Consider the following 26,901-nt stretch of genomic DNA (forward strand, 5'->3'; position numbering starts at 1 on the left):
AAATTAAATTAATTTTATGATTCTTAATAGGCTATCAGTGCTTTTTTTCTATAAGTTTGTCACTACTTTAATCAAAATCAGATGAAAAAAATAGTTTTGCTAGCCCTTTTGGCTGTTGGTGGATTGACAGTTTCTCAAGCCCAGACTAAAACAGCAAAGAAGTCAACAACTACAACTAAAACTGCTGCTGCCAAGCCTGCCGCTAAAACCGAAAGTAAAGTTGACGGACCTGGAATCGTATTTGAGAACGAAACCATCGATTACGGAACAATTAACAAAAATGCCGACGGAAAACGTGAATTCGTATTCGTTAACAACGGAAACAAGCCGCTTATCGTCACAAATGCTACCGGATCATGTGGTTGTACAGTTCCTACCAAGCCAACTGAACCAATTATGCCAGGTGCAAAAGGAGTTATCGGTGTAAAGTATGCTACGGACCGTGTTGGTGCATTTACCAAGACTGTAACTGTTACTACAAACGCCTCTGAAACACCTAAAGTTTTGACTATCAAAGGTAATGTTCTTGCAGAAGAAGCTCCAAAAGGCTAATTCGGAACTAAATTCATATAAAAGCTTCCCAAACGGGAGGCTTTTTTTATATCAAAAGATTTGACTATCTTCTAATCCATGAGAAAACTCCTGAACGAAGAACTCGGCAGGCTTACGACCGAAGCATTCCATGAGGCTCAAAAAATGCCTTTGGTCATTGTACTTGACGACGTGAGAAGCGGAAATAACATAGGATCTGTATTCCGCACGGCCGATGCTTTTCTGGTTGAATCGATATTCCTTTGTGGCATCACTGCGACTCCGCCCAATAAGGAAATCAATAAAACGGCACTTGGCGCTACCGAAACCGTGGCTTGGGAACATTTTCCTTCCATAGATTCAGCTCTTGAAAAACTAAAGAAAGACGGTTACCGTGTTTTTGCAGTGGAACAAATTGAAAACAGTATCGATTTGCGCGAATTCGAACCGGAAGATGGTCAGAAGTATGCATTGGTTTTTGGGAACGAAGTCTTTGGCGTATCACAAAACGCATTGGAATATTGCGAAGCCGCTTTGGAAATTCCACAATCCGGAAGCAAACACTCGCTGAACATTGCCGTATCGGCCGGTGTTGTTGTTTGGGATTTTTATTCAAAATTTATGTCTGTCAAGTGATTTTCCGAAAGTATCTTTTATTATTAATCCTGTTTCTCGGATTCATTTCTGTAAAAGCACAACCCATTTTACAAGCAACGGGCAATCAACTGTATTGCCCCGGATCGCCTATTCCAATCGTCACGAGCATGAGTATAACTCCTGATCCCGCAGACAACTTCTTGGATGCGGTCTACATCCAGATTTCGACCGGCTATCAGGCGGGCACAGACCAGCTTTCACTTTCCGGCAGCCATCCGGAAGTCACTGCAACATGGAATTCGGCAACCGGTAAACTCTCCATCACAAGTGTTTCCGGACCGTTGCTTACTACTGTTTTTGAAGATATCATTGAAGATGTCGTTTACAATTCTTCACTTCCTGCTCCTAATGGAACAAGGAATTTCTCGATTACTATCGGACAGGCTAATTATCTGCCTTCTACAGATCATTATTACAGGTTTATCCCATCGATCGGAATCACCTGGTCTCAGGCAAAGATTGAAGCGGAGAACAGTACCTATTATGGTTTACAAGGTTATCTGGCAACTATTGGCGCCCAGGATGAAGCTGTACTTTCCGGGGAACAATCAAGCGGCGCAGGTTGGATAGGAGGGAGTGATCAGGCCACTGAAGGGGTGTGGATGTGGGTAACAGGCCCGGAAAATGGCAGTATATTCTGGAATAATGGAATTACGCTTACGTATTCGAATTGGAATGTGGGTGAGCCAAACAATGCTGGCAATGAAGATTACGCCCACGTCACGGCTCCGGGTGTAGGAACTCCGGGGTCATGGAACGATCTTTCCAATACGGGAGAAGCCAGCGGGGATTATCAGCCTAAAGGGTATATAGTGGAATATGGCGGAATGCCAGGTGATCCTATCCTTCAGATTTCGACAAGTACCACCATTAGTGTTCCGAGACTTTTGACTTCTACTCCTGCTTCGCGTTGCGGAGATGGGACCTTGACGCTTACGGCAACCGCAGAATTTTCATCGGTGTATTGGTATGATAGTGCTACAGGAGGAAATCTTGTTTTTACAGGAAATTCGTTTACGACTCCTTTTCTTACTTCGACTACCAATTATTACGCTTCCGCATTTCCGCCTTCATGTACTACCGGTGCACGCACATTGGTCGCGGCTACTGTAAACCCAATTCCTGCATTGACGATTACTCCGCCCGCACCAAGCTGTGAAGGTATCGTTACGATACATGCAACTTCAACAACAGGCACAGTAAATTGGTACGACGATCCGGTTGCAGGCACGTTGGTATTTACAGGTGCCGATTTTACAACACCGTTCCTCACGGAATCTGCGACCTATTATCTTGAAGCGTTCAGTCAAACATGCCCAGGAGGACCGCGACAGGCCGTAACGGCTGTAGTATATGAAAAGCCGCAAGTCACAGACGAACCTAATGTTGGCATTTGTGAAAACGACTCCGTACTGCTTGATGCCGGAATAAGCGGACAAACCTATTTATGGAATCCAGGTGGAGAAACGACACAGACAAAACTGGTAAGTGCATCAGGGGTTTACACTGTTACCGTGACGAGTCCGGCTCCGGAAAATTGTTCTGCGGTAAAGACCATTACGGTTCTTGAAAAACGCGCGCCAATAATAAGTTCTGTAGTGGTTATTGGAAATGTACTGACGGTTTATACAGAGAATGCAGGTGACTTTGAATATTCGATAGATGGCGGGCCTTTTCAGGCATCACCTGTTTTTGGGGTCGACGGTTCCCCGATTTCAGAAATAACGGCGAACGAAATTCATGGCTGCGGCGATGATTCCGTTCCGTTTACTGCGATCGTTTCGATACCCTTGTTCTTTACGCCAAACCAGGATGGTTTCAACGATATCTGGACGGCGACAAGCCTCATCTTTTATCCTGGTGCGAGCCTGAGCATTTTTGACCGGTTCGGAAAGTTGATACAGGTGTTGGATAAAAGCAATCTGGTTTGGGATGGAACGTATATTTCACGTCAGATGCCTTCGGACGATTATTGGTTCCTGCTCGATCTGGCAAACGGAACACCGGTTGTGCGCGGACATTTTACCCTTAAGCGTTAAGTGCGGCAATCTTGGAATTGATTTCTTCGAGGATAAAAATGTAGTCTTCCTGATGGTTCACGAAATCACGGTGGGTTATATCAATCAGCAGCACATTCGTATCGGAATTATTGCGGATGTAATCCAGATAGCCTTTGTTGATCTTTTCGAGATAATCGGCCGGGATCTGTTGTTCGTAACTGCGGCCGCGTTTTCGGATGTTTTCCAGAAGCCTCGGCGTATCCTGATACAAAAACACATATAAATCGGGCTTTGGGACTTCGCGGTAAATGATGTCGAACAGTTTTCTATACAATCGGAACTCTTCTTCGGCAAGCGTCACTTTTGCAAAAATGAGCGATTTGAACAAATGGTAATCGGCAATGATGAAATCGCGGAATAAATCGAACTGCGACAAATCATCCGAAACCTGTTGGAACCTATCAGCCAGGAACGACATTTCAAGCGGAAACGCATACCGGTTCTGGTCTTCATAAAATTTGGGCAGGAACGGATTATCCGCAAATCGTTCCAAGACAACTTTCGCATTGAAATCTTCGGCAATCCGTTTGGCCAGCGTGGTTTTTCCGGCTCCGATATTTCCTTCAATGGCAATATGATTCAATCGGTCAAGCCTGATGTTTGCCAATGGTTTTGGCAGATTTCCTATCGGATGACAATCAGATGCATCGGAAGTTTCGGCAATCATTTCTGCAACTGTCCTTCCAGTGATCGGATGATGCCACATCGTCTGTAGATCACGCATAGGCAACAAAACGAATTTCCTTTCCTGCATCAGCGGATGCGGAATGGTCAATCGTTCGTTTTGGATGATTTCCGAATCAAACGTGATCATGTCGATATCCAGCGTTCGTGCTGTATAACCGGGTTCACCTGAACGTTTTCTTCCGGCTTTTTCCTCGATGGAAAGAATCAGGTCGAGAATGTGTTCCGCTTCAAAAAAAGAATGTATAAGAACAGCGCAATTATAAAAAGGTTCCGAAGAAAATCCCCAGGATTCAGACTCGTAAAGTTTTGAAAGCCTGATGACCGTTCCGACTTTTTGGTGCAATGCAAAGATGGCATCGGAAACCTGTTCCAACCGATTTCCCTCATTGCTGCCAATGGCCAGAATTACCTCATGCTGCAGTTCCATAGGCCACAAAATAACTAAAAAGAATCGGTGTAATAGGATTATATTTGCGTGCCTGCAAAATTAGCGGGTGCTTTGGATGTAACATCCTGTCTATTCCAAAGACTTAGTAACAAACAAAATATCAAGATGAAATTTTTAGGTAATGTATTGGCGACAATCGTAGGATTGTTCCTGTTTTTCGTAATCGGTTTCTTTATGCTGATCCTGGTCGCGGCTATTTTTGGCGGAGGCGATTCGGAAAGTGTCTCGGTCAAAAGCAATTCCGTCCTTGAGTTCAATTTGAGTAAGGTCACCGAAGATTACGCCGGAAAATACAAGGATCCGTGGGTAACTGTTTTTGAAACTGAAAAAAATGTCGGCCTTATGGATGTGATCGCATCTATTGAAGAAGCCGCCCAGGATGATAATATCAAAGGAATCTCGATTCTAAACGATGAAAACGGCATTGGCATAGCGCAGACAAAAGCGGTCCGTGATGCGCTTGTGGACTTTAAAAAATCAGGCAAATTCATCGTTGCATATTCCAATTCGTATTCTCAGAAAGAATATTACCTCAATTCGGTAGCCGATACCATTTACCTCAATCCGCAGGGAGAAGTCGATTTCAAAGGCTTGGCTACGGAAGTCATGTACTTTAAAGACCTTCAGGAAAAATCGGGTGTGCATATGGAAGTCATCCGCCATGGAAAATACAAGAGCGCCGTGGAACCGTTCCTTGAAAACCACATGAGCGAACCGAACCGCGAACAATTGACCGCGATGTTGAACTCGATCTGGAGTTCTGTCGTGGAAGATATCTCACAAAGCCGTAAAGTTCCTGTAGATCAACTGAATGCTATCGCAAATGGATTATTGGCCAGAACTCCCGAAGGAGCCAAAAGCCTCAAACTGATCGATAAAATCGCTTACGAGGACGAATATCACGCGGGTTTGAGAAAAGCACTCGGCGTTAAGGACAAAGACGACGACTACAACAAAATCGATTTGTCAGACTATGCCCGGAATGTATCGTTGACACCAAAAAACATTGGAGCTTCCGATAAAATCGCCGTCATCTATGCCCAAGGCGAAATTCTTCAAGGCGAAGGCGACGTGAATTACATCGGGGAAAAATCAATCATCCGTTCACTTCAGGAAATCCGCAAGGACAAAAAAGTGAAAGCTGTCGTACTTCGGGTGAACAGTCCAGGCGGAAGCGCGTTGACATCTGATTTGATCTGGCGTGAAATCGAACTGACCAAAAAGAAACTGCCGGTTGTGGTTTCCATGGGTAATTATGCGGCATCAGGCGGCTATTATATTTCTTGTAACGCCAATAAGATTTTCGCAGAAAAAAGTACCATCACTGGTTCGATAGGTGTTTTCGGGACCTTACCGAACGTGACACCTCTTGCCACCAAAATTGGGATTACGACCGAGCAGGTCAAGACACACCAAAATGCTGCAGGTTATAGCCCGTTCCGTCCGCTCGATGACAACTACCGCGCGGTCGTATTGGATGAAATCGAACGTATCTACAAAGATTTCACTACAAAAGTGGCTAAAGGCCGTAACATGAATGTCGCTGCAGTCGATTCAATCGGACAAGGTCGCGTGTGGACCGGCGAACAGGCACTCAAAATTGGGCTTGTGGATAAAATCGGAGGTATGGACGACGCGATAAAAGAAGCTGCCGCACTCGGAAAAACCAATGATTACCGCACGGTTGATTATCCGGAATACGACAAGAAATTTGAAGACATGTTTGCAAATTTCCCTTTCGGACAGAGCCGCGAAGCATTCATCAAGGAAGAAATCGGGAACGAGAATTACCAGACGCTTCAAAAGATCCAGGCCATCACACGTCGCAAAGGAATACAGGCTGCTATGCCGTTTACCATCGACATACATTAAAATACTGCTAAAATTCCGCAGTCGGTTTTTGATGCCGTAAGAAAAATTCTAAGTTTGACCCGCAGTTCGTTGGAATTGCGGGTTTTTTGTTTCCCCAACAATTTGATTATGCTAAAGAAAATCCTCAAATGGACCGGAATTACCATATTGGTCTTGATCATCATTTTAGTTGCAGCCCCTTATCTGTTCAAGGATAAAATCCGCGAAATGGTGGTTTCATCCATCAATAAAAACCTTGATGCGACGGTTGCCGTCGAAGATGTCGGATTGAGTTTGTTTTCTGCATTCCCGATGGCCGATGTCCAGATCGAGAAAATCAGCGTCATCAATAAAGCGCCGTTTGCAGGCGATACGCTTTTCTATGCCGGTGAACTGAACCTCAAAATGTCGGTAAAGCAGCTTTTCAACAGCGCCGATGAAGGCATGGAAATAGAATCGTTTTCAAGCAAAGGCGGAAAGGTCAACATCCTTTTCAACAAAGACGGGATCGGGAATTACGACATCGCCCTAAAAAACAAAGAAGAAGACAAAGGCCCGAGTGACGACACACCTTTAAAATTCAAAGTCCAGAAGTATTCCATAGAAAACTTCCGTTTTAAATACGCCGATGAAAAATCGAAAATCGCTATGGTCATTGACAGTTTGAACCATAGCGGAACGGGTGATTTCACCGGAAGCAAACTCGACCTCGACACCAAATCGGCGGCTTTGGTTTCATTGACGATGGACAAAATGAATTACCTCAATAAAGTCGCTTTGCAGCTCGATGCGGTTCTTGCGATTGATCTGGATCAGATGAAATTCGGCTTCAAAAAGAACAAAGCGCTTATCAATAAACTGCCGCTCGAATTCGACGGTTATCTGCAGCTGCTTGACAACGGGCAACGCTACGATTTGACATTCAAGACACCCGAATCGGGATTCCAGAATTTCCTTGCGCTTATTCCATCGGCCTATTCCGGAAGCCTTAAAAATGTAAAGACGACAGGCGATTTCAAGGTTGAAGGTTTTGCCAAAGGTGATTTGACCGATACGACGGTTCCGAAATTCAATCTCGCGATCGCTTCGAACAATGCCTCGTTCCAATATCCGGATTTGCCTAAATCGGTACAAAATATCGTCATCGACACCAAAATCAAGAATGAGACAGGCTTGCCGAACGATACCTATGTGAACCTTGACAAACTTTCTTTCCGCATAGATCAGGATGTTTTTGACATGAGCGCGAATATTAAAAACCTCGCAGAAAACCCACTTGTCGATGCTAAGGCTAAAGGAACAATCAACCTGGCGAACGTGACCAAAGCCTATCCGGTGAAACTCGACACGCCTTTATCTGGAATCCTCAAAGCCGATATCGCCGCGAATTTCGACATGAAAGCGGTTGAAGAAAATGCCTATGACAGAATCGACGGTTCCGGAAACCTGGTGCTTTCCGGGTTCGATTACACCGATGAATCAAAGAAAAAATACCAAATCCAAACCGCAGACCTTCAATTCAACAAAGCCAAAATAACCCTGCGTGATTTCTCAGCCAAAACCGGAAAGACAGATTTGCGTATCAACGGGACGTTGGAAAACCTGCTTGGTTTTATGCTCAAGAAACAAACCATCCGTGGGAATTTCAACCTGACTTCGAATCAATTCGCCGTATCTGATTTTATGAGCGAAACGACTCCGACGAAAGCTGAAGAAAAACCTAAGGAAGCCGTAAAGATTCCGGGATTTCTGGATTGTACGCTTAACGCGAAAGCAAATACGGTTTTATATGACAACCTGACTTTGAAAAATGTGTCGGGAAAAATCATTCTCAAAGATGAAAAGGCACGGCTTGAAAATGTAAAGACCGATATTTTCGACGGTTCCATTGCGGTTACAGGCGATGTGTCGACCAAAGAAGCGGTTCCGACATTCAATCTTGACCTCGGCATGAACAAAGTGGATATCCAACAGACGTTCACCCAATTGGAAATGATGAAAAGCATCGCTCCGATTGCCGGTGTCGTCAACGGAAAACTCAATTCTACGATCAAGGTCAACGGAAAGCTCGACGCAAAAGAAATGACGCCGGTTTTGAATACGATCAACGGAGATTTGCTTGGCCAGTTATTGTCGACAACCGTCAATGAAAAGACGTCTCCTTTGCTGAACAAACTGGATCAGAATGTGAGTTTCATCGACCTGAGCAAACTCAATCTCAACGACCTCAAAGCTGTGCTTACTTTCACCAATGGCCGCGTCAACGTGAAGCCGTTCAAGATAAAGTATCAGGATATCAATGTGGATATTTCAGGATCTCACGGATTCGACCAGACTATGGCGTATAAACTCACGTTTGACGTTCCGGCGAAATATCTGGGTAATGAAGCTGGCGGTATGCTCGCGAAATTATCGGCTACCGACATCAGCAAACTCAAAAATATTCCGGTAACTGCGAACATTGGCGGGAATTTCAAGAATCCGACTGTTAATACAGACTTGAAAGCATCGATGACAGCTTTGACGAATCAGATAGTTGCGGCACAGAAAGACAAATTGGTAAATCAGGGTTCGTCTGCATTGACCAATATATTAAATGGAACGAAATCTTCATCCGGAACAAAAACAGACACGACTAAGGCCGCCAAGAACGATGATGTCAAAAAAGCCGCCCAGGGAATTTTGGATATGTTCGGGAAAAAGAAAAAAGAAGAAAAGAAACCTTAGACTGTCAGCGAAACCCGATAGCCTTCATAACCGCGAATATTAAAGACAGTTCCGTCTTCAAAGATCAGATATTGGCCTTTGATTCCGATAAGTTTCCCTGAATATCGCGTGGTTTTATCCAGATTCAGGCTTGTCACTTTTTTGGGATAGGCCAAAACCGGATAATTGATTTTGAGGTGTTCGTTTAAATCTGTATTGAAATACGGCCTGACTTCTTCCGGCAGAAAATCAAAAATGCGCCCTTTTTCTTCGAGCAGATCGAGTGTCAATACTTCATTCTGCAACATTTTGCGCCAGTTGGTCTTATCTACAAAATGATTTTTGAGAGCGACTTCGGTGATTCCGGCCAAATATCTGTTAGGTACTTCAAGAATAGTTACTGCTTCATCTGCGCCTTGATCGATCCAACGTGTCGGAACCTGGGTTTTTCTCGTAACCCCGACTTTTACTTCACTCGACAACGCCAGATACACGATATGCGGCTGCAATTGGACACTTGATTCATAATCGAGGTCGCGATCGGCAATTCCTAAATGTGCCGTACTCAATTCGGGCCGCATGATCCAATCGCCGGCAGACGCACTTGCGTAAAAGCAATCGTAACAAAATCCTTGTCTGAAAATTTTCTTGCGCTTGCCACATTCGAGGCATTGATAACCTGTAAATTCTATACTCAAATCACGTCCTAAAACCTGATTCATATTGAGAAAACTGTCTTCGAAAACTAAGAAATACTGGATTGGCTCGGTTGGCTCGGTCGCCATTTTTGAAAGCGTGCCTTCGTAATGCATCAAAAAATGTTATTTTAGCGTAAAGATAAAACAAAATGCCGCTTCCCATTATCAATTCGATTGCGTCCTGGGTGCTGAAACAGCGCATCCACCAAATCGAATTGTTCCTCAAATATCCGAATGAGGTACAGGAGGAATTGCTGATGAATCTGATTGGAAGTTCAGAAAACACGGTCATCGGCAAAGAATTCGATTTTTCATCCATAAAAAATTACCGCCAGTTCGCCGAACGTGTGCCCGTCAGGAATTATGAGGAAATACAGCCACTGATCGAACGTACGCGCCTGGGTGAACAATTCGTTTTCTGGAATTCGCCTGTAAAATGGTTCGCCAAATCAAGTGGAACCACGAATGCCAAAAGCAAATTCATTCCCGTAAGCTACGAAGCCCTTGAAGATTGCCATTACAAAGGCAGCAAGGATTTGTTGTGCATGTATTTGAACAACAACGAAAATTCCCAATTGTTCGTGGGTAAAAGTCTCCGGCTCGGAGGAAGTGCGCAGATTTATGAAGACAACAACAGTTTCTTTGGCGATTTGTCTGCCATCCTGATCGAGAATATGCCTATGTGGGCCGAATTCAGTTCGACCCCAAGCAATAAGGTTTCATTGATGAGCGAATGGGAAAGCAAACTCAAGGCGATTGTTTCTGAAACAAGAAATGAAAACGTGACCAGTTTTGCCGGCGTTCCATCGTGGCTTTTGGTGTTGATGAACCGGATTCTCGAAGATTCCGGAAAGATGCATCTGTTGGAGTTGTGGCCGCATTTGGAAGTCTATTTCCACGGAGGCGTCAGTTTTGAACCGTATCGCGACCAATATGCGCGATTGCTTCCGAAGTCAGATTTCAAATACTACGAAATCTACAATGCATCGGAAGGTTTTTTTGCGATACAGGACCGTAACGATTCATCTGAATTACTGCTGATGCTCGATTACGGCATCTTCTATGAATTTATTCCGATGGATTCTTTTGGAACGGAAAACCAGCGTGTCATTCCGCTTTCCGAAGTCGAACTGCACAAGAATTATGCAGTTGTCCTTACGACGAATTCAGGTTTATGGCGCTATGTCATTGGCGATACGGTTAGATTCACATCATTCAATCCATATCGCATCAAAGTAAGCGGACGCACCAAACATTACATCAATGTTTTTGGTGAGGAACTCATGGTTGAAAATACCGATTCTGCTTTAGCGAAAGCCTGTGCCGCCACGTCAAGCGAAGTCAAAGATTACACGGTCGCCCCTGTGTTTATGGATGGAAAGCAAAAAGGTGCACACGAATGGATGATCGAATTCAAGGTTCCGCCTGCCGATGTCGAACAATTCGGACGCATATTGGATGAAGCGCTCCAAAGCCTCAATTCAGATTACGAGGCCAAAAGATACAACAACATGACGTTGAATCCGCTAATTGTAAATGCGGCCCGCGACAACTTATTTTACGACTGGCTGCGTGATCAGGGTAAACTCGGCGGTCAACATAAGATTCCGAGGCTTTCAAACAGTCGTGATTATCTGGAGACACTGAAATCCATGCAGTTAACTTTCGTGGAGAAGCAATAATTATAATTCGAGTGCGTTATCTGCGCATGAAAAAGATTATGCTGTTAGGAATAGTAGCCGGATTCGCGTTTACGTCGTGTGGTCCGCACCGAATGAAATGTGGCCCCGGAAGACGGTGCATCATTCAAAATGAAGTCAAGAAAACCCACAAAAAAATCCTGCCGGTAAAGCAGGATTTTGTTTTTAAGGGCATCGTTTAAAGTCGGGTCGGGACATTTAAAACAAAAGTGACTTAATTAAAAAGTAATGATTACTCAGTAATTTTGATGAATTTCCGACTGACAGTATTTTGTCCCATATGAATCAGGGCAACGTAAACACCACTGCTAAGCCCGCTGACATCGATTGATTCGGAAGAGTTGGTTTGAGACACGATCCTGCCGCTCAAATCGGCGATTTCTATCTTTTCAATAGTGTCGGCACCAACAATTTCAAGAACATTACGTACCGGATTTTTAGCGAGTGAAATTTGCGGCACAGAAGCTTCCGGAGCATTTAATAACGCCATCTGGAAGCTTTCATACGTTGTGGTTACATCATTGATGGACGCAATGGGAACACTGATGTCGTTGGTTGTGGAACGGAAAATGGGGTAGCCGGGATAATTGGCAGCGTAATAACTATATGTTGTCTGGATAATTGTCCCTACGTTTGGCAGGATATAGTTAAGCGAAAGCGTCATTACGGTTTTAAGGCGCGTAACTTCAATTGGGGTGTTCGGTCCAATTCCCGATATGTTCATGCTCAATGTTCCGTAGGCATCTACGGTTGTAACGGCCGTTCCGGTAAAAGTTCCTTCGTATGTAGAATAGGCAAAAGTTCCGGCAATCGCATCGGAATTTGAAAAACCATATGCCATTGGAAAAGCGCCAAGGGTCGCATTGTTTGTACTGAAATTCAGGGTTACATCTGGATTGCTTACGCCGGTTACTGAAACGGTTCCGGCCGTATCTGAGAAATAAATGTTATTCAGGTAAGAAGTCCCGCCAACCATGGTATTCGTCTGGTTGACAAGTGTGGTATTAGGAAACGTGGTCACTTCGGCAGGCAACGGGTCAATGGTATGGGATTCAGATAATCCGAGTTCCACCAACTGATCGAAATTCCAGGTTATGTTTTCACCTGAGGCAGTCTGGTCGATTGGCGTTGGAGTTGTACAAACGGTGTATGCGGGCCAGCTTCCGTATCCATAAAATGTAGGGATAGGCGATTGTGCAAAAGCGCTGAAACCGATAAGGCAAACGAGTAGGTATTTTTTCATAGTTTTTTTGTTGAATCAGATAGTAAAATAGTCAAAAGGAACAATGCAGCATCATTTTTTAATGAACTTTTTATAGATAATTCCGGAGCCATTATCAATTCCAACCCTATACAAACCGCTATTCAGGTTGCTGACGTCAATTGAATTTCCGGGAGATTTGCTGATTTTTTTACCATCGATGGAAAATAGCTCAACCGACTTTAGAAGATGCTGTGAATTTACGTGCAATACACTTGACGTGGGGTTCGGATAGATTGAAACGGAAGCAAGAGTTGCATCCGGAGTTCCCAGAAATGCATCGGTGCCTTTTTCGAGGATGACCAAATTTTCGTTTATTCCTAATATCGGAACCACAAGGGTCGTTTCGATGCTCCTGATAAATGGCCATATCCCGAATTCATCTTCTGAAAAATAATAATAAGAGGTTTGTATGAGGTTGCCGGCATCTGGCAAAAAGGGAACCGAAAGCGAAATGACCTGTGTTACCTTAAGCCTGCTAACGGTGGTCGAAGCCGTTACACCATCATCGTTTTTATAAGAAAGTGTTCCGTAAGCATCAAAATAAGAATCGAGTGTTCCCGCAAATGTGCCCTGAAAAGTTCCCAGGCTTCCGTTATAGGTAAAGTTTCCGCCTGTGGCATCGGATGAAATATATCCGTAATCCATTGGGAATTGCCCGACAAAGGCATTGTTGACAGAATAATCGAGCGTCATTATTTCCCCATCGGCCCTTAAAATGGAATAAGCCCCATCTGTATAATTGGCATAGACATTTGCGGTTTCTTCCGGAATGTCTTCTGTAATCGTTGTTTGGAAATTACAACCTGGATAGTTCGTTGTTGCCTGAGAATCGGGAATACTATTCTTATAATCGTGGTGATCCAGAATAAAAGATACAGCCGAAAAATCCCACGATGCATTGACACCTTGGGGAGATTGATCTACGGGAACGCTTGGGATTCCACGGAAATAGAATCTTTCCGTCACACCATCCACATCACCCGAAACAGGTAACGTTCCCTGGAAATGGCTTATAGGTTGCTGAGCATACGCGGCAATGGAAAAAACAAAAAATGACAAGAGTAGTTTTCTTTTCATAATGAATGGGTTACCTGATTAAAAGTACACAAATATTGTATTAAAAAAGCCCCGAAGATCAGGGCTTGTTTTTTATTGCTTGACAACTTTTTGGGTTGTTGTTCCGGTATCGTCGGAGACTTTGACCAGGTAGATTCCATTTTGCAATGAGCTCAGGTCGATTCCGTTTGAATTGATTTGCTGATTTAGCATCAATCGGCCGTTCACATCAAATATGCTGGCTTGGATGTTACCAGATATGCCTGAAATTCTAAGAATGTCCTTGACCGGGTTTGGATATACGGATAGTGCGTTGGCCACTGTTTCAGGAGTAGAAAGAAGGGCATCCGTACTTTTTTCAAGATATGTCGTGGTCTGGTCAATGCTCAGCAACGGCACCATAAAATGGCTTTTTACGCTTCTGATGGAAGGCCAGAACCCATTGCCATCGTAATAGTAATTCGAGGTTTGCATCAGTGTTCCCGCCGACGGAAAATCTGCCGTCCCGAAAGTTAGGTTCAGCACAACGCTAAGCCTGTTTACACTGGCAGACGTTTCGGTATTTTCAAGGACATAATCGATTGTTCCGTAAGCATCATAAGTAGATGTCATTGTTCCGGTAAAATCTCCGTTGAAATCGCCCTGCGGCCCGGAATAAACGAAAGTTCCGGAAACGACATCGCTTGACGTACTTTCATAGCTCATCGGAAATTGGCCTACTGATGCGCCGTCTCCGGAAAATGTCAGTGACAATACATCCAGCGTGTTTCCCAGGATTACGAATTCTCCAACGTTGAAGAACTTTGCGTACAGTTTTCCCACCTCAGCACTGGTTTCCATGTCATATCCGGTAGAAACAAAATTACATTCCGGGTAGTTCGCGATTTCGGCATCTGTCGGAAGCGCATTACTATAGGATTCCATTTGTTCGAACACAACGCCGCTAAAATCCCAGGTTGCATTTGGTCCGGTAGCGGACTCGTCCGGTGCAGATTCGAAAGTGCCGCGATAATACCCTCTTGCGCTAAAGCCATCATCGCCTCCGGTAATTTGAGTATTTCCCATAAAATGGGTTATCTCTGATTGCGAAAATCCGGCAACTGCAAAAGTCAAACTGGCAAAAAGTAGAAGTTTTTTCATAAGTAGGATTTAAAGGTTTTTCAAATATAGAATTTTAGTTGAATAAAAAAGCCTCTATTTCAGAGGCTTAATGATTTATTTATTTTCACCGAGAAACGGATATCGGTAATCCACCGGCGTAACAAACGTTTCCTTGATGGTTCGCGGAGAAACCCAACGCAGCAAATTCTGCATCGAACCCGCTTTATCATTGGTTCCGGAAGCCCTTGCGCCGCCAAAAGGCTGCATTCCCACGACGGCTCCGGTTGGCTTGTCATTGATGTAGAAGTTACCGGCACAGTTTTCCAAAGTTTTAGTCGCCTGGTTTATCGCGTAACGGTCTTGTGAGAAAATGGCTCCCGTCAAGGCATAAGCAGATGTTTGGTCTACAAGTTTCAACGTTTCTTCCCATTTGGAATCGTCGTAAACATAAATCGTCATGACTGGCCCGAATAATTCGGTTTCCATGGTCGCGTATTTTGGGTTCGTGGTTAAGATGACGGTTGGCTCTATGAACCAGCCTTTGGATTTGTCGTAGTTTCCGCCGATGATCACTTCGGCGTCATTGTCTTTTTTCGCCTGATCTATGGCAGAGGCCAATTTGTCGAAAGAACCTTCATGGATTACAGCCGTGATGAAATTCGAGAAATCTTCCGGCGAACCCATTTTGAGGGTTTTCATGTCTTTTTCAAGTTCCGATTTGACTTCCGGCCACAAACTCTGCGGAATGTAAGCCCGTGAAGCCGCCGAACATTTCTGTCCCTGGAATTCAAAGGCACCCCGGACGATTCCCGTCACGACCTGACGTACATTCGCCGACGGATGCGCCACGATAAAATCCTTTCCGCCGGTTTCCCCGACAATTCTGGGGTAGGTTTTATAGATTTCGATGTTGTTGCCTATGTGTTTGAAAATATCCTTGAACACGTGGGTCGATCCTGTAAAGTGGATTCCTGCGAAATCAGGACTTGCGTAAACCGTTTCTGAAATCATCTTCGCATCGCCAAAAACCACGTTGATGACACCGTCCGGAACACCTGCTTCACGGAAAACATCGATAATGACTTTTGCAGAAAAAACCTGTGAATCGCTCGGCTTCCAGACCACGACGTTGCCCATCAAAGCGGCACTCGCAGGAAGGTTGGCGGAAATCGCAGTAAAGTTGAACGGAGTCACGGCATATACAAAACCTTCAAGCGGACGATATTCCACACGGTTCCACATATCTGACGTGGATTTTGGCTGATCGTTGTATATCTGGACCATGAATTCCACGTTGAAACGCAAAAAGTCGATGAGTTCGCAGGCGGCGTCAATTTCGGCCTGGAAGATTGTTTTGGATTGGGCAATCATGGTCGCCGCATTGATTTTGGCACGATACGGGCCGGCAATAAGTTCGGCGGCTTTGAGGAAGATTGCGGCACGTTGTTCCCACGCCAATTGAGACCATTCCTTTCGGGCTTCAAGACACGAAGCGATTGCTTTTTCTACGTGTTGTTTTTCTGCCAGATGGTATTTCCCTACAACATGCTGATGGTCGTGCGGTGCAGTCATGTTGCGCGTATTCCCGGTCTTTATCTGCTCTTTTCCTATGAATAACGGAACTTCGATCTGCTCGTTCCATTGTTGTTTGTAAGCGGCAAGCACCGACGCTTTTTCTGGTGAATCCGGTGCATATGATTTTACCGGTTCGTTTATGGCTTTGGGTACATGGAAGAATCCTTTCGGCATGGCTATATATTTTTAAGTTGCCTGATTTTTAAGGCAGCTCAAAGATAAGGAGAAGTTGGGAATTAAGTTTGAAGATCGGGAGATCGGAAGAAACCAATTGATTAAAAACCGAGAGCGAATCTAAACGGATTTCAAATTAGTTTAAAGCAAACGGCGCACTCAGCCTGAAAGTAGGGACAGCAACACGAAAGTTACGGGTAGAAGTAAAGTTGATCATATTGAACCAGCCGCGCATAGCCCCAAACGGTGAAGCGATAAGGCAACCGGAACTGTATGTATGTGTTTCGCCCGGTTTAAGGACTGGTTTTTTTCCAATTACACCTTCGCCGTCAACGGTTTCGATATCGTTAAGAGAATCGAATATTTCCCAGTGACGTGTCGTCAACTGAACGGAATCTTTACTGTGATTTTCAATGGTGATATGGTAATTGAACGCATAGTGCAACTTATGGTTTTTGAAGTAAGTTCCTTCAAAACTCGTAGCCACGGAAATTTTTATGCCTCTTGTTATTTGCGATACCATATTGAGGAAGTAACGGTGAAAGTACACGTGCCAAATTTACAAAAAATCGTGTAGAGAGGTGAGTTTCAATATGAAATTTTCCTTAATTGATGATATTCGTTGAACTTGCGACACCTTTTCCAATCACGCGGTCATAACGGGAATTGTTCTCGCGGTAATACACAATGACGAAATAATTGCTTTCGGTTTGGTAGAAATTCCCGTCTATTGCATTTGCGTTATCTACGTTTCCATCTGGATTTACAATAGTGTATTGGTAGTTTGTGTAACCTTGCTTTACAACGACCGCCTTTTCCCAAAGGGCACTTTTTTCGTTATATTCCATTTCGTATTCCGGTGAATGCGCATAATTATTGAACATGCCGTTCACATAGATTTTTCCATTTCCAAAATAGGCTGGGGCAGAAAGACTGAAATAAACCCAAGTGTAATCTGCCTCGACATCATTGTTTTCTGCATTGATATTCAACGGGAAATAATTTCCGTTCGAGTCGGGAAAATAGGTGTAAGGTTGCGAACCTCTGGCCTGTGTCGGATATAAATGCGTGTTGTAAAGCGAACCGTTCGAATCGATACGGCTTACACCATTTCCGGCCGCTCTCACGTCTTTGTTTTCCCAGTACAGGTATTCATTCCCGGCCCAAAACTGGGTTTCCTGGTCATATTTGTAAATCAGGTCGTTCCCAATCGTGTATTGCGGTTTGATGTTCATGATGGCGTTGTCGAAACGACCGTTCTGCATCAGCAATACTTTTACGTTTCTCAGCGGGTTCTGGAAAATGATACTTTGGGATTTGATCGAAAAATCCATATTGTGCATATAATTGACTGTAGACATAGTCCGTGAGCGTTTTATCTGCAAAGGCACCGAAACCAGTTCCTCGACCAAAATGAACTTGCGTGAGAAAACCACGTCACGGTCTTCATTCAGGATTTTGAGCATGTAATTCCCGCTTACCCGGAGTTGCGTCTGACGGTTCGGAAGGCTCAACGTATAGTGTGAATATACTTGTAAGGTGTTGAATGAATTTGTATAGGTCTGTATCCGTAAATCGTCAAAACCCGCCAGATATTCGCTTTTGACTAATTGCGAAGGTTTCCAGTCGTAATCGCAATGCACAATCTGATAGTAGTAATTCGCTTCGTTCCCGAATAAATCATCAAACTGGATCGTAAATGCATCGTTGAGGCCGAATATAGGTATGGTGCCTTGGCTGGCCTGGATAAAAGCTACCGATTTGATATTGTAAGGCGGCTGGACTTCGGTTTCCACCTGGGCTGTCATCGAAATGAAAACCAGCAACAGGGCGGCGGTCAGGAATTTAGTCATTGGTCAATGAATTGCAATTCTGTAAATATAACAAAAAGACCAACGGCTTCTATTTTGATTTTTTGGAGCATGTTCCCGCTGCCCGCTCATAGTTTTGACACGGTCATGGCATTTTTCAGCGTATGGGGCGAGCTTCTTTTAGTCGCTGCCCCATACGCGAAAAATCAAGCCATGTTCGTGGCAAAAGCTAACCGCTCGCATCGGGGTTGGGCTTTGAGGTCTAAAAAACCAATTGTTGGTATTTGAGCCGATATTCCGCAGGTGACAATCCTGTTATTTTCCGGAATACATCCCGGAATGCCTTTGCATCTGAATATCCGGAACCGTACATGATTTCGGCTACCGTTTCCACCGAACTTTCAAGCGCTTTTTTTGCCGTTTCAATGCGTATGCGCTGCATGTATTCCAATGCGGAATTACCCGTCGCCCGTAAAAACCGGCGGTCAAAACTGCGTCTTCCAATGCGGAATGTATCGCATAAACCATCTACCGAGAATTTTTCGGCCACGCGTTTTTCCATGAATTCCTGGGCGGCCAGGACCAAATCGTCTCCATGTCTTTTCTGTCCGTTGAAAATGGCAAACGAAGCCTGGCTGTCGCGTCCGGTATCAATCTGGAAAACCTTGGAACAATAGATGGCCGTTTCGCGTCCGTAGAATTTCTCGACCAGATAGATCATAAGGTTTAAAAAGGAATAGGCACCACCGTTGGTGTAAATTCCATCTTCATCAGTTATCAATAAATCCGGCTGAAGATTTATTGTAGGATATCTTTTTCTGAGTTCATCGGCGGCTGCCCAATGTGTCGAACATTTCTTGCCGTCGATGATTCCTGTCGCGGCCAGCAGGAAAGCACCGGTGCATATCGAAGCGATTTCAGCTCCTTTGGCATGCTGTTCTTTGAGCCAGTTTACAAGTTCACTGTTCTGCTTCAATGCTTCGTCAAACGCATGGTTCAATGATGGAATGATGATGAGGTCGGTCGATTTGACCTCACGAAGCTGCTTGTGCGGCCTGACGCTGAACAATCCGTCATAAAACGTCGCCGAACCACTGAGCCCAACGAGTTCAATAGTAAATACAGGCCGGCTTCCGTTCAGTGACCTGAAATCATTGGCACGCGAAAAAATCTTATAGGCTCCGGCAATGCTGCTGATGTTGTTGCCTTTTCCTTCCGGAACCAGGATTGTCAAATGCTTCATGTTTGGAATTTTTGATAAAGGTAAACAGAACGCCTGTCTGAATCAACCCGTCATATAGGTGATTTTGCCATTCTTCAGGTAGCAATCGGTACGGTAACTTTGATCTGCAAACCAATTATCATGAGAAAAGTAAAAGCCATTATCGGCATTTCGGCACTGATTGTTTCAATAACAGGCCACGCTCAATCTAAATCAACAGTTATGGAACCACAAGATTTTACCACATCATTTATTGTAGACAAACCCGCAAAAGCCGTATTCGACGCGGTGAATCATCCGTCAGCCTGGTGGAGTGAGGAAATATCCGGAGAAACTCAAAAGCCAGGTGGTGTTTTCGATTACCATTACCGAGACGTCCACATTTGCAAAATCAAAATCATCGAATCAATCCCAAATAAGAAGGTGGTTTGGGAAGTGCTTGAAAATAAATTCAATTTTATAAGTGATCCATCAGAATGGGTTGGGAATACTATCGAGTTCACCATTTCTGAATCCGGCGGCAAAACACAACTGAATTTCACACATCACGGATTGACTCCCAAATACGAATGTTTCCAGATTTGCAACGATGCCTGGGCGCAATACATCCAGAACAGCCTCAAGGACCTGATCGTTACCGGAAAAGGCCAGCCGAATCCAAAGGAAGGCGGATTCAACGAATATCTGCTCAGGAAAAATAACATGAATTCAGGACAATCCGATAATTACCACGTGAGTTTCGTAACGCAAAAGTCTCCGCATGATGTTTTCGAGGCAATCAGTTCCGTCGATAAATGGTGGACGCAGCATGTAAAAGGAAAATCCAAAGACGAAGGTGATGAATTTTCGGTACAATTTGGAGATATACATTACTCGAAACACAAACTCACAACTGTAATTCCAGACCGGAAAATCGTTTGGCTGACTACGGAAAATCGACTCAACTTTGTGAAAAATAAAGAAGAGTGGAAAGGGATGGAAATTGTTTTTGAGATTACGACTGAAGCATCAGGAACGCGCGTCACGTTTACGCAAATTGGCCTTGACCCAAAAGTGGAATGTTATGACGCCTGTTCCAATGCCTGGAATGATTATTTGCTCGGAAGCCTGCAAAACCTGATCAATACAGGCAAAGGCAATCCGACACCAAAAGATTGAAACTTATTTGGAAACCACAGGAATGATTTCGCCCGGGGCAAGACAGTAACGACGCACTTCTTCCGGGCTTAGTTTTTTGGTGTAATCTATCTCTTCGACTGTAAAGCCAATGCTTCTGAGCTTGTCGAAATAGTCGCGTCCGTAAACGCGCACATGGTCGTATTGGCCAAAGATCTCGGCCCGTTGTTTTCTATCGGTAATCGAATCGTCTTCAAATGTTTTCCCACGCTTCAAATCCTGCGGAATCTGTAAAATGCCCATACCGCCGGGTTTCAGGATCCGATATAATTCCTGCATCGCTTTGGTGTCGTCCGGAATGTGTTCCAAAACGTGGTTGCACAGAATCACATCGTAGGCATTGTCTTCAAAAGGCAAATTACAGATATCGGCTTTGACATCAGCCAATGGTGAATTCAGGTCAGTTGTGGTGTAATCAAGGTTTTTCTGGTTTCGAAACAGTTTGTAAAACGCTTGTTCCGGTGCAAAATGGAGCACTTTTTTTGGTGCCGAGAAAAAGTCGGTTTCATTCTTTAGATACAGCCACAATAATCTATGGCGCTCCAATGAAAGTGTGCTGGGAGATAATACGTTGTTGCGCTGATTCCCGTATCCGTAGGGTAAAAAATTGCGGAAGCTTTTGCCATCGATTGGATCTGTGAATTCATTTCCGCTCAAAAACGCGGCAAGGACGGGACGCGCCACATAACTCAGCCGGATCAGGATTGGTCGCGGAATGGTGTTGAGTACAAATTTGAACAGTTTCTTCATGAAATCACCAGTGCATGGCTTCGGAATTCGTTTTCTTCATCGCTTTCGATTCCAAGTGCTTTGTATATGTACTGGAACGTAGAAAGCAATTCCGGTTTTCCGTTGATTAAGGCTACGTCGTGCTCGAAGTGCGCACTCGGTTTTTTGTCGGCGGTCACGATTGTCCAACCGTCTTTAAGTGTTTTGACATTTCGGACACCGAGGTTTATCATAGGTTCGATGGCCACGACCATGCCTTCTACGAATAGTTTTCCGCGACCTCGTTTTCCGTAATTCGGCATTTCCGGGTCTTCGTGCATTTTGCGGCCTAATCCGTGACCGACGAGTTCGCGGACTACGCCGTAACCATGGGCTTCGGTAAAAGTCTGGATGGCATTGCCAACATCTTCTGTGCGGTTTCCGGCTTTGAACGCGCGGATTCCAACGTAGAGCGATTCTTTGGTGACTTCAAGTAATTTTTTCGTCTTTGGATCGACTTCGCCAATTTCAAACGTGTAGGCGTGGTCTCCGTAAAAATCATTCATGAAAACACCACAGTCGACAGATACGATATCGCCGTCTTCGATTGGCCTGTCCGTAGGCAAACCATGTACGACCTGCTCGTTTACACTGGTCAAAAGCGTTGACGGACAACCGTACAGACCCAAAAATCCGGGAACGCCTTTGTGATCGCGGATAAAAGCTTCAGCCATTTTATCAAGCTGGAGCGTGGTTACACCGGGCTTGATTTCTGAAGCGATCATACCAAGGGTTTTGGAAACCAGCAAGGCACTTTCTCGCATGAGTTCGATTTCTTCGGCTGTTTTCTGGATTATCATCTGGACGAATTTAGGGCGCAAAAATACAGATTTCCAATGGAAATAAATCTGTAGGTTAACTGAGTTTTTGGTTTTGCCATCTGGTCAAAATAAAAAAGGCTGCCTCTTGAGACAGCCTTGATTAGGTTTTAAGATTTCAGGAATTCTTTCCCTTATGGATCGCTTCCTTGATCTCACGCACTTCGCTTTTCTTGAAGCCGTGGGCCGAGATCACATTTCCCTGTACGTTGAATTCAATAGTGGAATAGCCAATCAGCGGTGTGTCGATGGAAACTCCGGCAATGTCCTTATAGCCAAGGAATGTTTCCTCATTTTTCCAAAGTCCCGGAATTTTGATGGTCAATCCGCCTTGTTCGACCGTAATCGAAGCCGGGAAAACCTTGTTGCCTTCTGAAAGACGTGAAGCTGTATATGTCTTGCTCATGTTTTTAGACTAATGAATGTTGTGTCATTTCTTCGGGTTGTGGAATGCCCATCAAATGCAATATAGTCGGGGCAATGTCGCCGAGGATTCCGTTATTGATGGTTTTGATTTCCGGATCTACTATCACCAAAGGAACCGGATTCGTCGTGTGGGCCGTATTTGGCGTTCCGTCCGGATTGATCATGGTTTCGCAGTTTCCGTGGTCGGCGATTACGAGTGTCGTGTATCCGTTTTCCAAAGCGGCATTGATGACCTTTTCGGCGCAGTTGTTCACGGCTTCGCAGGCTTTTATGGCGGCTTCAAAAACGCCGGTATGACCAACCATATCTCCGTTTGCAAAATTGAGGCAGACAAAATCGGCTGATTTTGCATTGAGTTCCGGAACCAGTGCGTCGGCAAGTTCATATGCGCTCATTTCCGGTTTCAGGTCATAGGTTGCGACTTTGGGTGAATTCTTGAGGATTCGCATTTCGCCTTCGAAAGGTTCTTCGCGTCCGCCTGAAAAGAAAAAGGTCACATGCGGATATTTCTCCGTTTCGGCCATGCGGATTTGTTTTTTTCCAGCCAATGATACGATTTCGCCAAGTGTTTTTGTGATATTGTCTTTGTCGTAAACTACGTGGATGCCTTTGAACGTGTCGTCGTAATTGGTCATCGTCACGTAATACAGGTTCATTTTGTGCATACCTTGTTCCTCACAATCCCATTGGGAAAGCACTTCGGTCAGTTGGCGTCCGCGATCTGTACGGAAATTGAAGAAAATGACTACATCGTCCGGTTTGATGGTTGCTATCGGATGGTCGCCTTCAGTCATTACAATCGGATCAATGAACTCATCAGTGATGTTTTTATCATAACTCTCATTGATGCTTTTTACGGCATCGGTCGACGGTGTTCCCACTCCATTTACGACAAGGTCATATGCTTTTTTGACGCGTTCCCAGCGTTTGTCGCGATCCATGGCATAGTATCGGCCCACGACGGAAGCCAGTTTGGCCGGTTTGTCTGTAAGGAAATTTTCTAAATCTGCTACAAAACCGGCACCTGATTTCGGGTCGACGTCGCGTCCGTCCGTAAAGGCATGGATAAAAACATCGTGAAGCCCGGCGGCTGTTGTCGCATCTACAAGTCCTTTAAGGTGATTGATGTGGGAATGCACGCCTCCGTCTGACAGCAATCCGAGCAAATGCACCGGTTTATTGTTGTCTTTGGCATATTGGAACGCATCTGTAAGTGTCTTTTCATGCTGGAGTTCGTGTCTTTCAACCGCGAGGTTTATACGGACAAGATCCTGGTAAATGATGCGTCCGGCACCGAGGTTCATGTGTCCGACTTCGGAATTTCCCATCTGTCCATCGGGCAAACCTACATTCAAACCGTCAGTCCGCAGTTGGGCCGTCGGGTATTTCTGGTACAGGCTATTGATGAAAGGAACGTTGGCATTGTCTGGTGCCGAAACTTTTTTGTCCGGCGCAATTCCCCATCCGTCAAGGATCATGAGGATCACTTTTTTGTTCATGTCTTACAGATTTTAATCTCGGGTATCAAAGATAGGCAATTGGGAAACCGATTGAAGGATAGGAGGGTTATCTTTATGACTATTTTGACTTGAAAACGTTGTAGTCGATATAATACCTGACGCTGACCGAAAGCACTGTATTCAGTGGAGTGTCCAAAACGTTTTTGGTATTGTGTCCGAACCGCGGATCGACAAGGCTGCTGTAATATTCGGAATTGTTTCGGTACAGGACTGAAATCTGGCTTGCAGGCGCGAACCACCAGTTATAACTCAAGTCGAAATTCCACAGGCTGAGGTTTTGGTTGTAACTGTCTATGGTTTGTTGGGACGCGGTGAAATCTGTCAGATAGCCGTCGTCATTTAACGTGAACAGACGCTCATAATCGGCATAAGACCAGTAATAACGCGCGGTGAGGTTAATGGTCATTTTGTTGTTGATGGAGTAGCGGCCCGTCAGTTCGGTACTTATGGTTTTGCGGTCACGCTGTCCATAGTAAATGTTGGTGTCGTCCTGGTCAATATAACCTCTGTCGTTGAATTTTTTGTACAGATCGAATGATGCCGAAAACAACAACCTGTCGGTTATCCGGTAACGTGGGCTCAGATAAAAACCATATCCGTAGCGGCCTTTTTCATAAGAGGCGTCCATTGACGGATTCGCATCTATGGCAAACTTGCGGTTGTAGTTCGATGAAAAAATCGAGTAGGCGAGCATACTCCTCGGATTATACGAATATCTTCCGGTAACGCGTGGTTGGTAAAAATCGAAGGTCTCGACCGGCCGCATTTCCATGCCAATGTTGAACGAATCGTTTTTCTTAAGTGTAAAATCAAAACGCGCGTTCCAGAAATAATCCTGGATTTTTCCGGTGGAATTCTGTATTTCTATCGAAGTCGACGAACTGTATTTGAAGGTGTTGAAATGTTCGGTCGGATTCAGGATGCGATAGCTATAATTGGCGTAGAAACTATAATAGTTATTGATAAAGGCAATCCCCATGTCATTGATGTCGTAACCGCCTGATATGTATTTGGCAAGTATATCGAACCTGTTATTTCCGTGTGTCCGGATCAAATTGAGGGCGGTCTTGAATCCGTCGTAATCTTTCGCGTCGTTGATGTAACTGTATTTGAAATCTCCGGCGAGTTTGTATGTATTTCCTTTAGTATTCAAATCCCAAACCAAAGCCGAGACGTTGGCGTCGCGATAACTTCCGTTGCGTGTCACATTGGTGTTGACAAACGACACGGATGAGTTCCCGTTGAAACGTTGGTCAAGAACCGTGAGGTTATAATTCGTAAGTGGCTCCACGATTACATGGCGCGATTGCCCGGTATCTGTATTGGTTACGTTCGCTGTGGTTTCTTCCGTCACCGCATTCAATACGCCAATTCCAAGACCGCCTTTGGTGCGTCCGCTGATTTTTATGGCATTTAAGAGATCTACACTGTTAGGGTATTGACTCACTACTTCATTGTCTGCCGTTACCGGATAGGTTGACGGAGGACCGCCGATTCGTCTGGAATACAGTAAATTTCCTTTGTTGAACAAGTCTGTGCCTTCTGTAAAAAAAGGACGGTTTTCATTGAATTGCTGTTCGAAAGGTGTGAGGTTCAGTACCACATTGTCGAATTTGGTCTGACCGAAATCCGGAACCAGTATGGCATCCAGCGTAAACGAATCGCTTATGCCGTATTTTATATCCATGCCTACTTTGATCTTGTTGTCTGCAACGCCACCCGTATAATCGTAGTAGTAAGAAGAGTAAGGGATAAAGAACAGCCGTGTTGGCGGATGAATGTCATGGATGCCTTCGAGTAAACCGGCTTGTGTCATTACGGCACCAATGTTTGTGTCTATGAAACTCCAGGTGAATTTCTGCCGGTAACGCCTGAGTTCGCGGTAAAAGTTTAAGCCCCAGGTTTGGTCTTTCTGGTTTCCGAAACGCAAAGCTGCGTAGGGAATACGCATTTCGACTACCCATCCGAAATCTGTGATGGAAACACTTGAGTTCCAAATGGCATCCCATGAAAAATCTTCATCTGTTTCAGTAGCAAGGCAATCCATCTGTACGCCAGAAGCGCTTACGAAAAAACGGTAATCCTGTTGTCCGTCATTGAAACCGTTGAGGTATACACCAAAATGTTCTGAAGTTCCAAAATCGTCACGATCCGTAATTTCTTTCAGGATTTTTCCAGGTTCGTTATCATATAGGATGGCCCCGATATATATGGCATTATTGTCATACAGGACGCGAACTTCGGTTTTTGTTCCGGGATTTTCAGGTTTGCCGTTGTCCGGCATGTACATGACAAAATCAGAAGCTACCTGAGCATTTTCCCAGTCAGGATCGTCGAGTTTTCCGTTAATTGAAATGGAAGATGTGACAGTTTCGGCGCGAAGACTTTTTTTCTGCGAATAGCAAACGCCGGAAATCAATAAAATACAGGGAATTATCCGTTTTATCAGGCTCATCGATTGGGGTCGTCACTCAGCACAAATGTAACTAATAATGGGAATATTGCAATTTGTTTACAATAAATTGAAACTACGCTCGTTTAAACAATCCGCTGTAAATGAAAAAGATGATGTGGATGGCACGGCGGAAAAGGGAATTATATCGTTTTCGTCGATTAAATCGAACACTTCAACGATAAAAAACCCTTAAAAAT

General features: G+C 44.5%; 21 protein-coding genes. 7 read left to right on the top strand and 14 right to left on the bottom strand.

What is annotated here, in order from left to right:
• Positions 1 to 81 precede the first annotated feature (81 nt).
• The 3 genes from G6047_RS05460 to G6047_RS05470 all read left to right on the top strand — a co-directional run bounded on the left by G6047_RS05460 (position 82) and on the right by G6047_RS05470 (position 3,227).
• Positions 82 to 552 (top strand): DUF1573 domain-containing protein, encoded by a 471-nt coding sequence (locus G6047_RS05460; protein ID WP_169526477.1) that lies wholly within the window; start codon positions 82 to 84, stop codon positions 550 to 552.
• Between the two features lie 78 nt (positions 553 to 630).
• The gene (locus G6047_RS05465) at positions 631 to 1,167 is read left to right on the top strand and encodes an RNA methyltransferase (protein ID WP_169526478.1); all 537 of its coding nucleotides are present in this window, start codon (positions 631 to 633) and stop codon (positions 1,165 to 1,167) included.
• A gap of 128 nt (positions 1,168 to 1,295) precedes the next feature.
• Positions 1,296 to 3,227, top strand: coding sequence for an Ig-like domain-containing protein (locus G6047_RS05470; RefSeq protein WP_169526479.1), 1,932 nt, complete (start codon positions 1,296 to 1,298; stop codon positions 3,225 to 3,227).
• Here G6047_RS05470 and folK read toward each other — a convergent pair.
• Positions 3,217 to 4,362 (bottom strand): 2-amino-4-hydroxy-6-hydroxymethyldihydropteridine diphosphokinase, encoded by a 1,146-nt coding sequence (folK, locus tag G6047_RS05475; RefSeq protein ID WP_169526480.1) that lies wholly within the window; start codon positions 4,360 to 4,362, stop codon positions 3,217 to 3,219. The genes G6047_RS05470 and folK overlap by 11 nt on opposite strands.
• 126 nt (positions 4,363 to 4,488) lie before the next feature.
• On the opposite strand from folK, the gene sppA reads away from it, so the two are divergent.
• Both sppA and G6047_RS05485 read left to right on the top strand, forming a co-directional pair.
• A complete protein-coding gene (gene sppA, locus G6047_RS05480) occupies positions 4,489 to 6,255 on the top strand; it encodes a signal peptide peptidase SppA (protein ID WP_169526481.1) in 1,767 nt (588 codons plus the stop codon).
• A gap of 108 nt (positions 6,256 to 6,363) precedes the next feature.
• Positions 6,364 to 8,961, top strand: a complete 2,598-nt coding sequence (locus G6047_RS05485; protein WP_169526482.1) for an AsmA family protein — start codon at positions 6,364 to 6,366, stop codon at positions 8,959 to 8,961.
• On the opposite strand, the gene G6047_RS05490 is transcribed toward G6047_RS05485, so the two are convergent.
• The gene (locus G6047_RS05490; RefSeq protein WP_169526483.1) at positions 8,958 to 9,752 is read right to left on the bottom strand and encodes a DUF2797 domain-containing protein; all 795 of its coding nucleotides are present in this window, start codon (positions 9,750 to 9,752) and stop codon (positions 8,958 to 8,960) included. The genes G6047_RS05485 and G6047_RS05490 overlap by 4 nt on opposite strands.
• A 35-nt stretch (positions 9,753 to 9,787) precedes the next feature.
• Between G6047_RS05490 and G6047_RS05495 the strand changes: the two genes are divergently transcribed.
• Positions 9,788 to 11,320, top strand: coding sequence for a GH3 auxin-responsive promoter family protein (locus G6047_RS05495; RefSeq protein WP_169526484.1), 1,533 nt, complete (start codon positions 9,788 to 9,790; stop codon positions 11,318 to 11,320).
• 250 nt (positions 11,321 to 11,570) lie between these two features.
• On the opposite strand, the gene G6047_RS05500 is transcribed toward G6047_RS05495, so the two are convergent.
• The 7 genes from G6047_RS05500 to G6047_RS05530 all read right to left on the bottom strand — a co-directional run bounded on the left by G6047_RS05500 (position 11,571) and on the right by G6047_RS05530 (position 19,562).
• On the bottom strand, positions 11,571 to 12,581 hold the full coding sequence (locus G6047_RS05500; protein ID WP_169526485.1) for a T9SS type A sorting domain-containing protein: 1,011 nt from the start codon (positions 12,579 to 12,581) through the stop codon (positions 11,571 to 11,573).
• A gap of 51 nt (positions 12,582 to 12,632) precedes the next feature.
• Complete coding sequence (locus G6047_RS05505) at positions 12,633 to 13,679, bottom strand: T9SS type A sorting domain-containing protein (protein ID WP_169526486.1); 1,047 nt, start codon at positions 13,677 to 13,679, stop codon at positions 12,633 to 12,635.
• Positions 13,680 to 13,751: 72 nt separating this feature from the next.
• Entirely contained in the window at positions 13,752 to 14,798 is a 1,047-nt protein-coding gene (locus G6047_RS05510) for a T9SS type A sorting domain-containing protein (protein WP_169526487.1), read from the bottom strand.
• A 75-nt stretch (positions 14,799 to 14,873) separates the two neighbouring features.
• A complete protein-coding gene (pruA, locus tag G6047_RS05515) occupies positions 14,874 to 16,508 on the bottom strand; it encodes an L-glutamate gamma-semialdehyde dehydrogenase (protein WP_169526488.1) in 1,635 nt (544 codons plus the stop codon).
• A gap of 136 nt (positions 16,509 to 16,644) precedes the next feature.
• Positions 16,645 to 17,031, bottom strand: coding sequence for a Co2+/Mg2+ efflux protein ApaG (gene apaG / locus G6047_RS05520; protein WP_169526489.1), 387 nt, complete (start codon positions 17,029 to 17,031; stop codon positions 16,645 to 16,647).
• 82 nt (positions 17,032 to 17,113) lie between these two features.
• Positions 17,114 to 18,361, bottom strand: coding sequence for a type IX secretion system plug protein (locus G6047_RS05525; protein ID WP_169526490.1), 1,248 nt, complete (start codon positions 18,359 to 18,361; stop codon positions 17,114 to 17,116).
• 220 nt (positions 18,362 to 18,581) lie between these two features.
• The gene (locus tag G6047_RS05530; RefSeq protein ID WP_169526491.1) at positions 18,582 to 19,562 is read right to left on the bottom strand and encodes a GlxA family transcriptional regulator; all 981 of its coding nucleotides are present in this window, start codon (positions 19,560 to 19,562) and stop codon (positions 18,582 to 18,584) included.
• A gap of 120 nt (positions 19,563 to 19,682) precedes the next feature.
• On the opposite strand from G6047_RS05530, the gene G6047_RS16710 reads away from it, so the two are divergent.
• Entirely contained in the window at positions 19,683 to 20,699 is a 1,017-nt protein-coding gene (locus tag G6047_RS16710) for an SRPBCC family protein (RefSeq protein ID WP_211165386.1), read from the top strand.
• Positions 20,700 to 20,702: 3 nt separating this feature from the next.
• On the opposite strand, the gene G6047_RS05545 is transcribed toward G6047_RS16710, so the two are convergent.
• The 5 genes from G6047_RS05545 to G6047_RS05565 form a co-directional block, all read right to left on the bottom strand.
• On the bottom strand, positions 20,703 to 21,467 hold the full coding sequence (locus tag G6047_RS05545; protein ID WP_169526492.1) for a class I SAM-dependent methyltransferase: 765 nt from the start codon (positions 21,465 to 21,467) through the stop codon (positions 20,703 to 20,705).
• Entirely contained in the window at positions 21,464 to 22,285 is an 822-nt protein-coding gene (gene map / locus G6047_RS05550; protein WP_169526493.1) for a type I methionyl aminopeptidase, read from the bottom strand. Before map ends, G6047_RS05545 begins: the two co-directional genes overlap by 4 nt.
• A gap of 136 nt (positions 22,286 to 22,421) precedes the next feature.
• Positions 22,422 to 22,709: a hypothetical protein gene (locus G6047_RS05555; RefSeq protein ID WP_169526494.1), complete on the bottom strand. Its 288-nt coding sequence runs from the start codon at positions 22,707 to 22,709 to the stop codon at positions 22,422 to 22,424.
• Positions 22,710 to 22,713: 4 nt separating this feature from the next.
• Complete coding sequence (gene gpmI, locus G6047_RS05560; RefSeq protein ID WP_169526495.1) at positions 22,714 to 24,228, bottom strand: 2,3-bisphosphoglycerate-independent phosphoglycerate mutase; 1,515 nt, start codon at positions 24,226 to 24,228, stop codon at positions 22,714 to 22,716.
• 79 nt (positions 24,229 to 24,307) lie between these two features.
• A complete protein-coding gene (locus G6047_RS05565) occupies positions 24,308 to 26,704 on the bottom strand; it encodes a DUF5916 domain-containing protein (RefSeq protein ID WP_169526496.1) in 2,397 nt (798 codons plus the stop codon).
• Between the last annotated feature and the right edge of the window lie 197 nt (positions 26,705 to 26,901).

Source organism: Flavobacterium silvaticum (genome assembly GCF_012911565.1).
GTDB lineage: Bacteria > Bacteroidota > Bacteroidia > Flavobacteriales > Flavobacteriaceae > Flavobacterium > Flavobacterium silvaticum.

Coding starts and splice junctions, on each gene's coding strand:
- G6047_RS05460 (WP_169526477.1), top strand. CDS start 82: ATGAAAAAAATAGTTTTGCTAGCCCTTTTGGCTGTTGGTGGATTGACA.
- G6047_RS05465 (WP_169526478.1), top strand. CDS start 631: ATGAGAAAACTCCTGAACGAAGAACTCGGCAGGCTTACGACCGAAGCA.
- G6047_RS05470 (WP_169526479.1), top strand. CDS start 1,296: ATGAGTATAACTCCTGATCCCGCAGACAACTTCTTGGATGCGGTCTAC.
- folK (WP_169526480.1), bottom strand. CDS start 4,362: ATGGAACTGCAGCATGAGGTAATTCTGGCCATTGGCAGCAATGAGGGA.
- sppA (WP_169526481.1), top strand. CDS start 4,489: ATGAAATTTTTAGGTAATGTATTGGCGACAATCGTAGGATTGTTCCTG.
- G6047_RS05485 (WP_169526482.1), top strand. CDS start 6,364: ATGCTAAAGAAAATCCTCAAATGGACCGGAATTACCATATTGGTCTTG.
- G6047_RS05490 (WP_169526483.1), bottom strand. CDS start 9,752: ATGCATTACGAAGGCACGCTTTCAAAAATGGCGACCGAGCCAACCGAG.
- G6047_RS05495 (WP_169526484.1), top strand. CDS start 9,788: ATGCCGCTTCCCATTATCAATTCGATTGCGTCCTGGGTGCTGAAACAG.
- G6047_RS05500 (WP_169526485.1), bottom strand. CDS start 12,581: ATGAAAAAATACCTACTCGTTTGCCTTATCGGTTTCAGCGCTTTTGCA.
- G6047_RS05505 (WP_169526486.1), bottom strand. CDS start 13,679: ATGAAAAGAAAACTACTCTTGTCATTTTTTGTTTTTTCCATTGCCGCG.
- G6047_RS05510 (WP_169526487.1), bottom strand. CDS start 14,798: ATGAAAAAACTTCTACTTTTTGCCAGTTTGACTTTTGCAGTTGCCGGA.
- pruA (WP_169526488.1), bottom strand. CDS start 16,508: ATGCCGAAAGGATTCTTCCATGTACCCAAAGCCATAAACGAACCGGTA.
- apaG (WP_169526489.1), bottom strand. CDS start 17,031: ATGGTATCGCAAATAACAAGAGGCATAAAAATTTCCGTGGCTACGAGT.
- G6047_RS05525 (WP_169526490.1), bottom strand. CDS start 18,361: ATGACTAAATTCCTGACCGCCGCCCTGTTGCTGGTTTTCATTTCGATG.
- G6047_RS05530 (WP_169526491.1), bottom strand. CDS start 19,562: ATGAAGCATTTGACAATCCTGGTTCCGGAAGGAAAAGGCAACAACATC.
- G6047_RS16710 (WP_211165386.1), top strand. CDS start 19,683: ATGAGAAAAGTAAAAGCCATTATCGGCATTTCGGCACTGATTGTTTCA.
- G6047_RS05545 (WP_169526492.1), bottom strand. CDS start 21,467: ATGAAGAAACTGTTCAAATTTGTACTCAACACCATTCCGCGACCAATC.
- map (WP_169526493.1), bottom strand. CDS start 22,285: ATGATAATCCAGAAAACAGCCGAAGAAATCGAACTCATGCGAGAAAGT.
- G6047_RS05555 (WP_169526494.1), bottom strand. CDS start 22,709: ATGAGCAAGACATATACAGCTTCACGTCTTTCAGAAGGCAACAAGGTT.
- gpmI (WP_169526495.1), bottom strand. CDS start 24,228: ATGAACAAAAAAGTGATCCTCATGATCCTTGACGGATGGGGAATTGCG.
- G6047_RS05565 (WP_169526496.1), bottom strand. CDS start 26,704: ATGAGCCTGATAAAACGGATAATTCCCTGTATTTTATTGATTTCCGGC.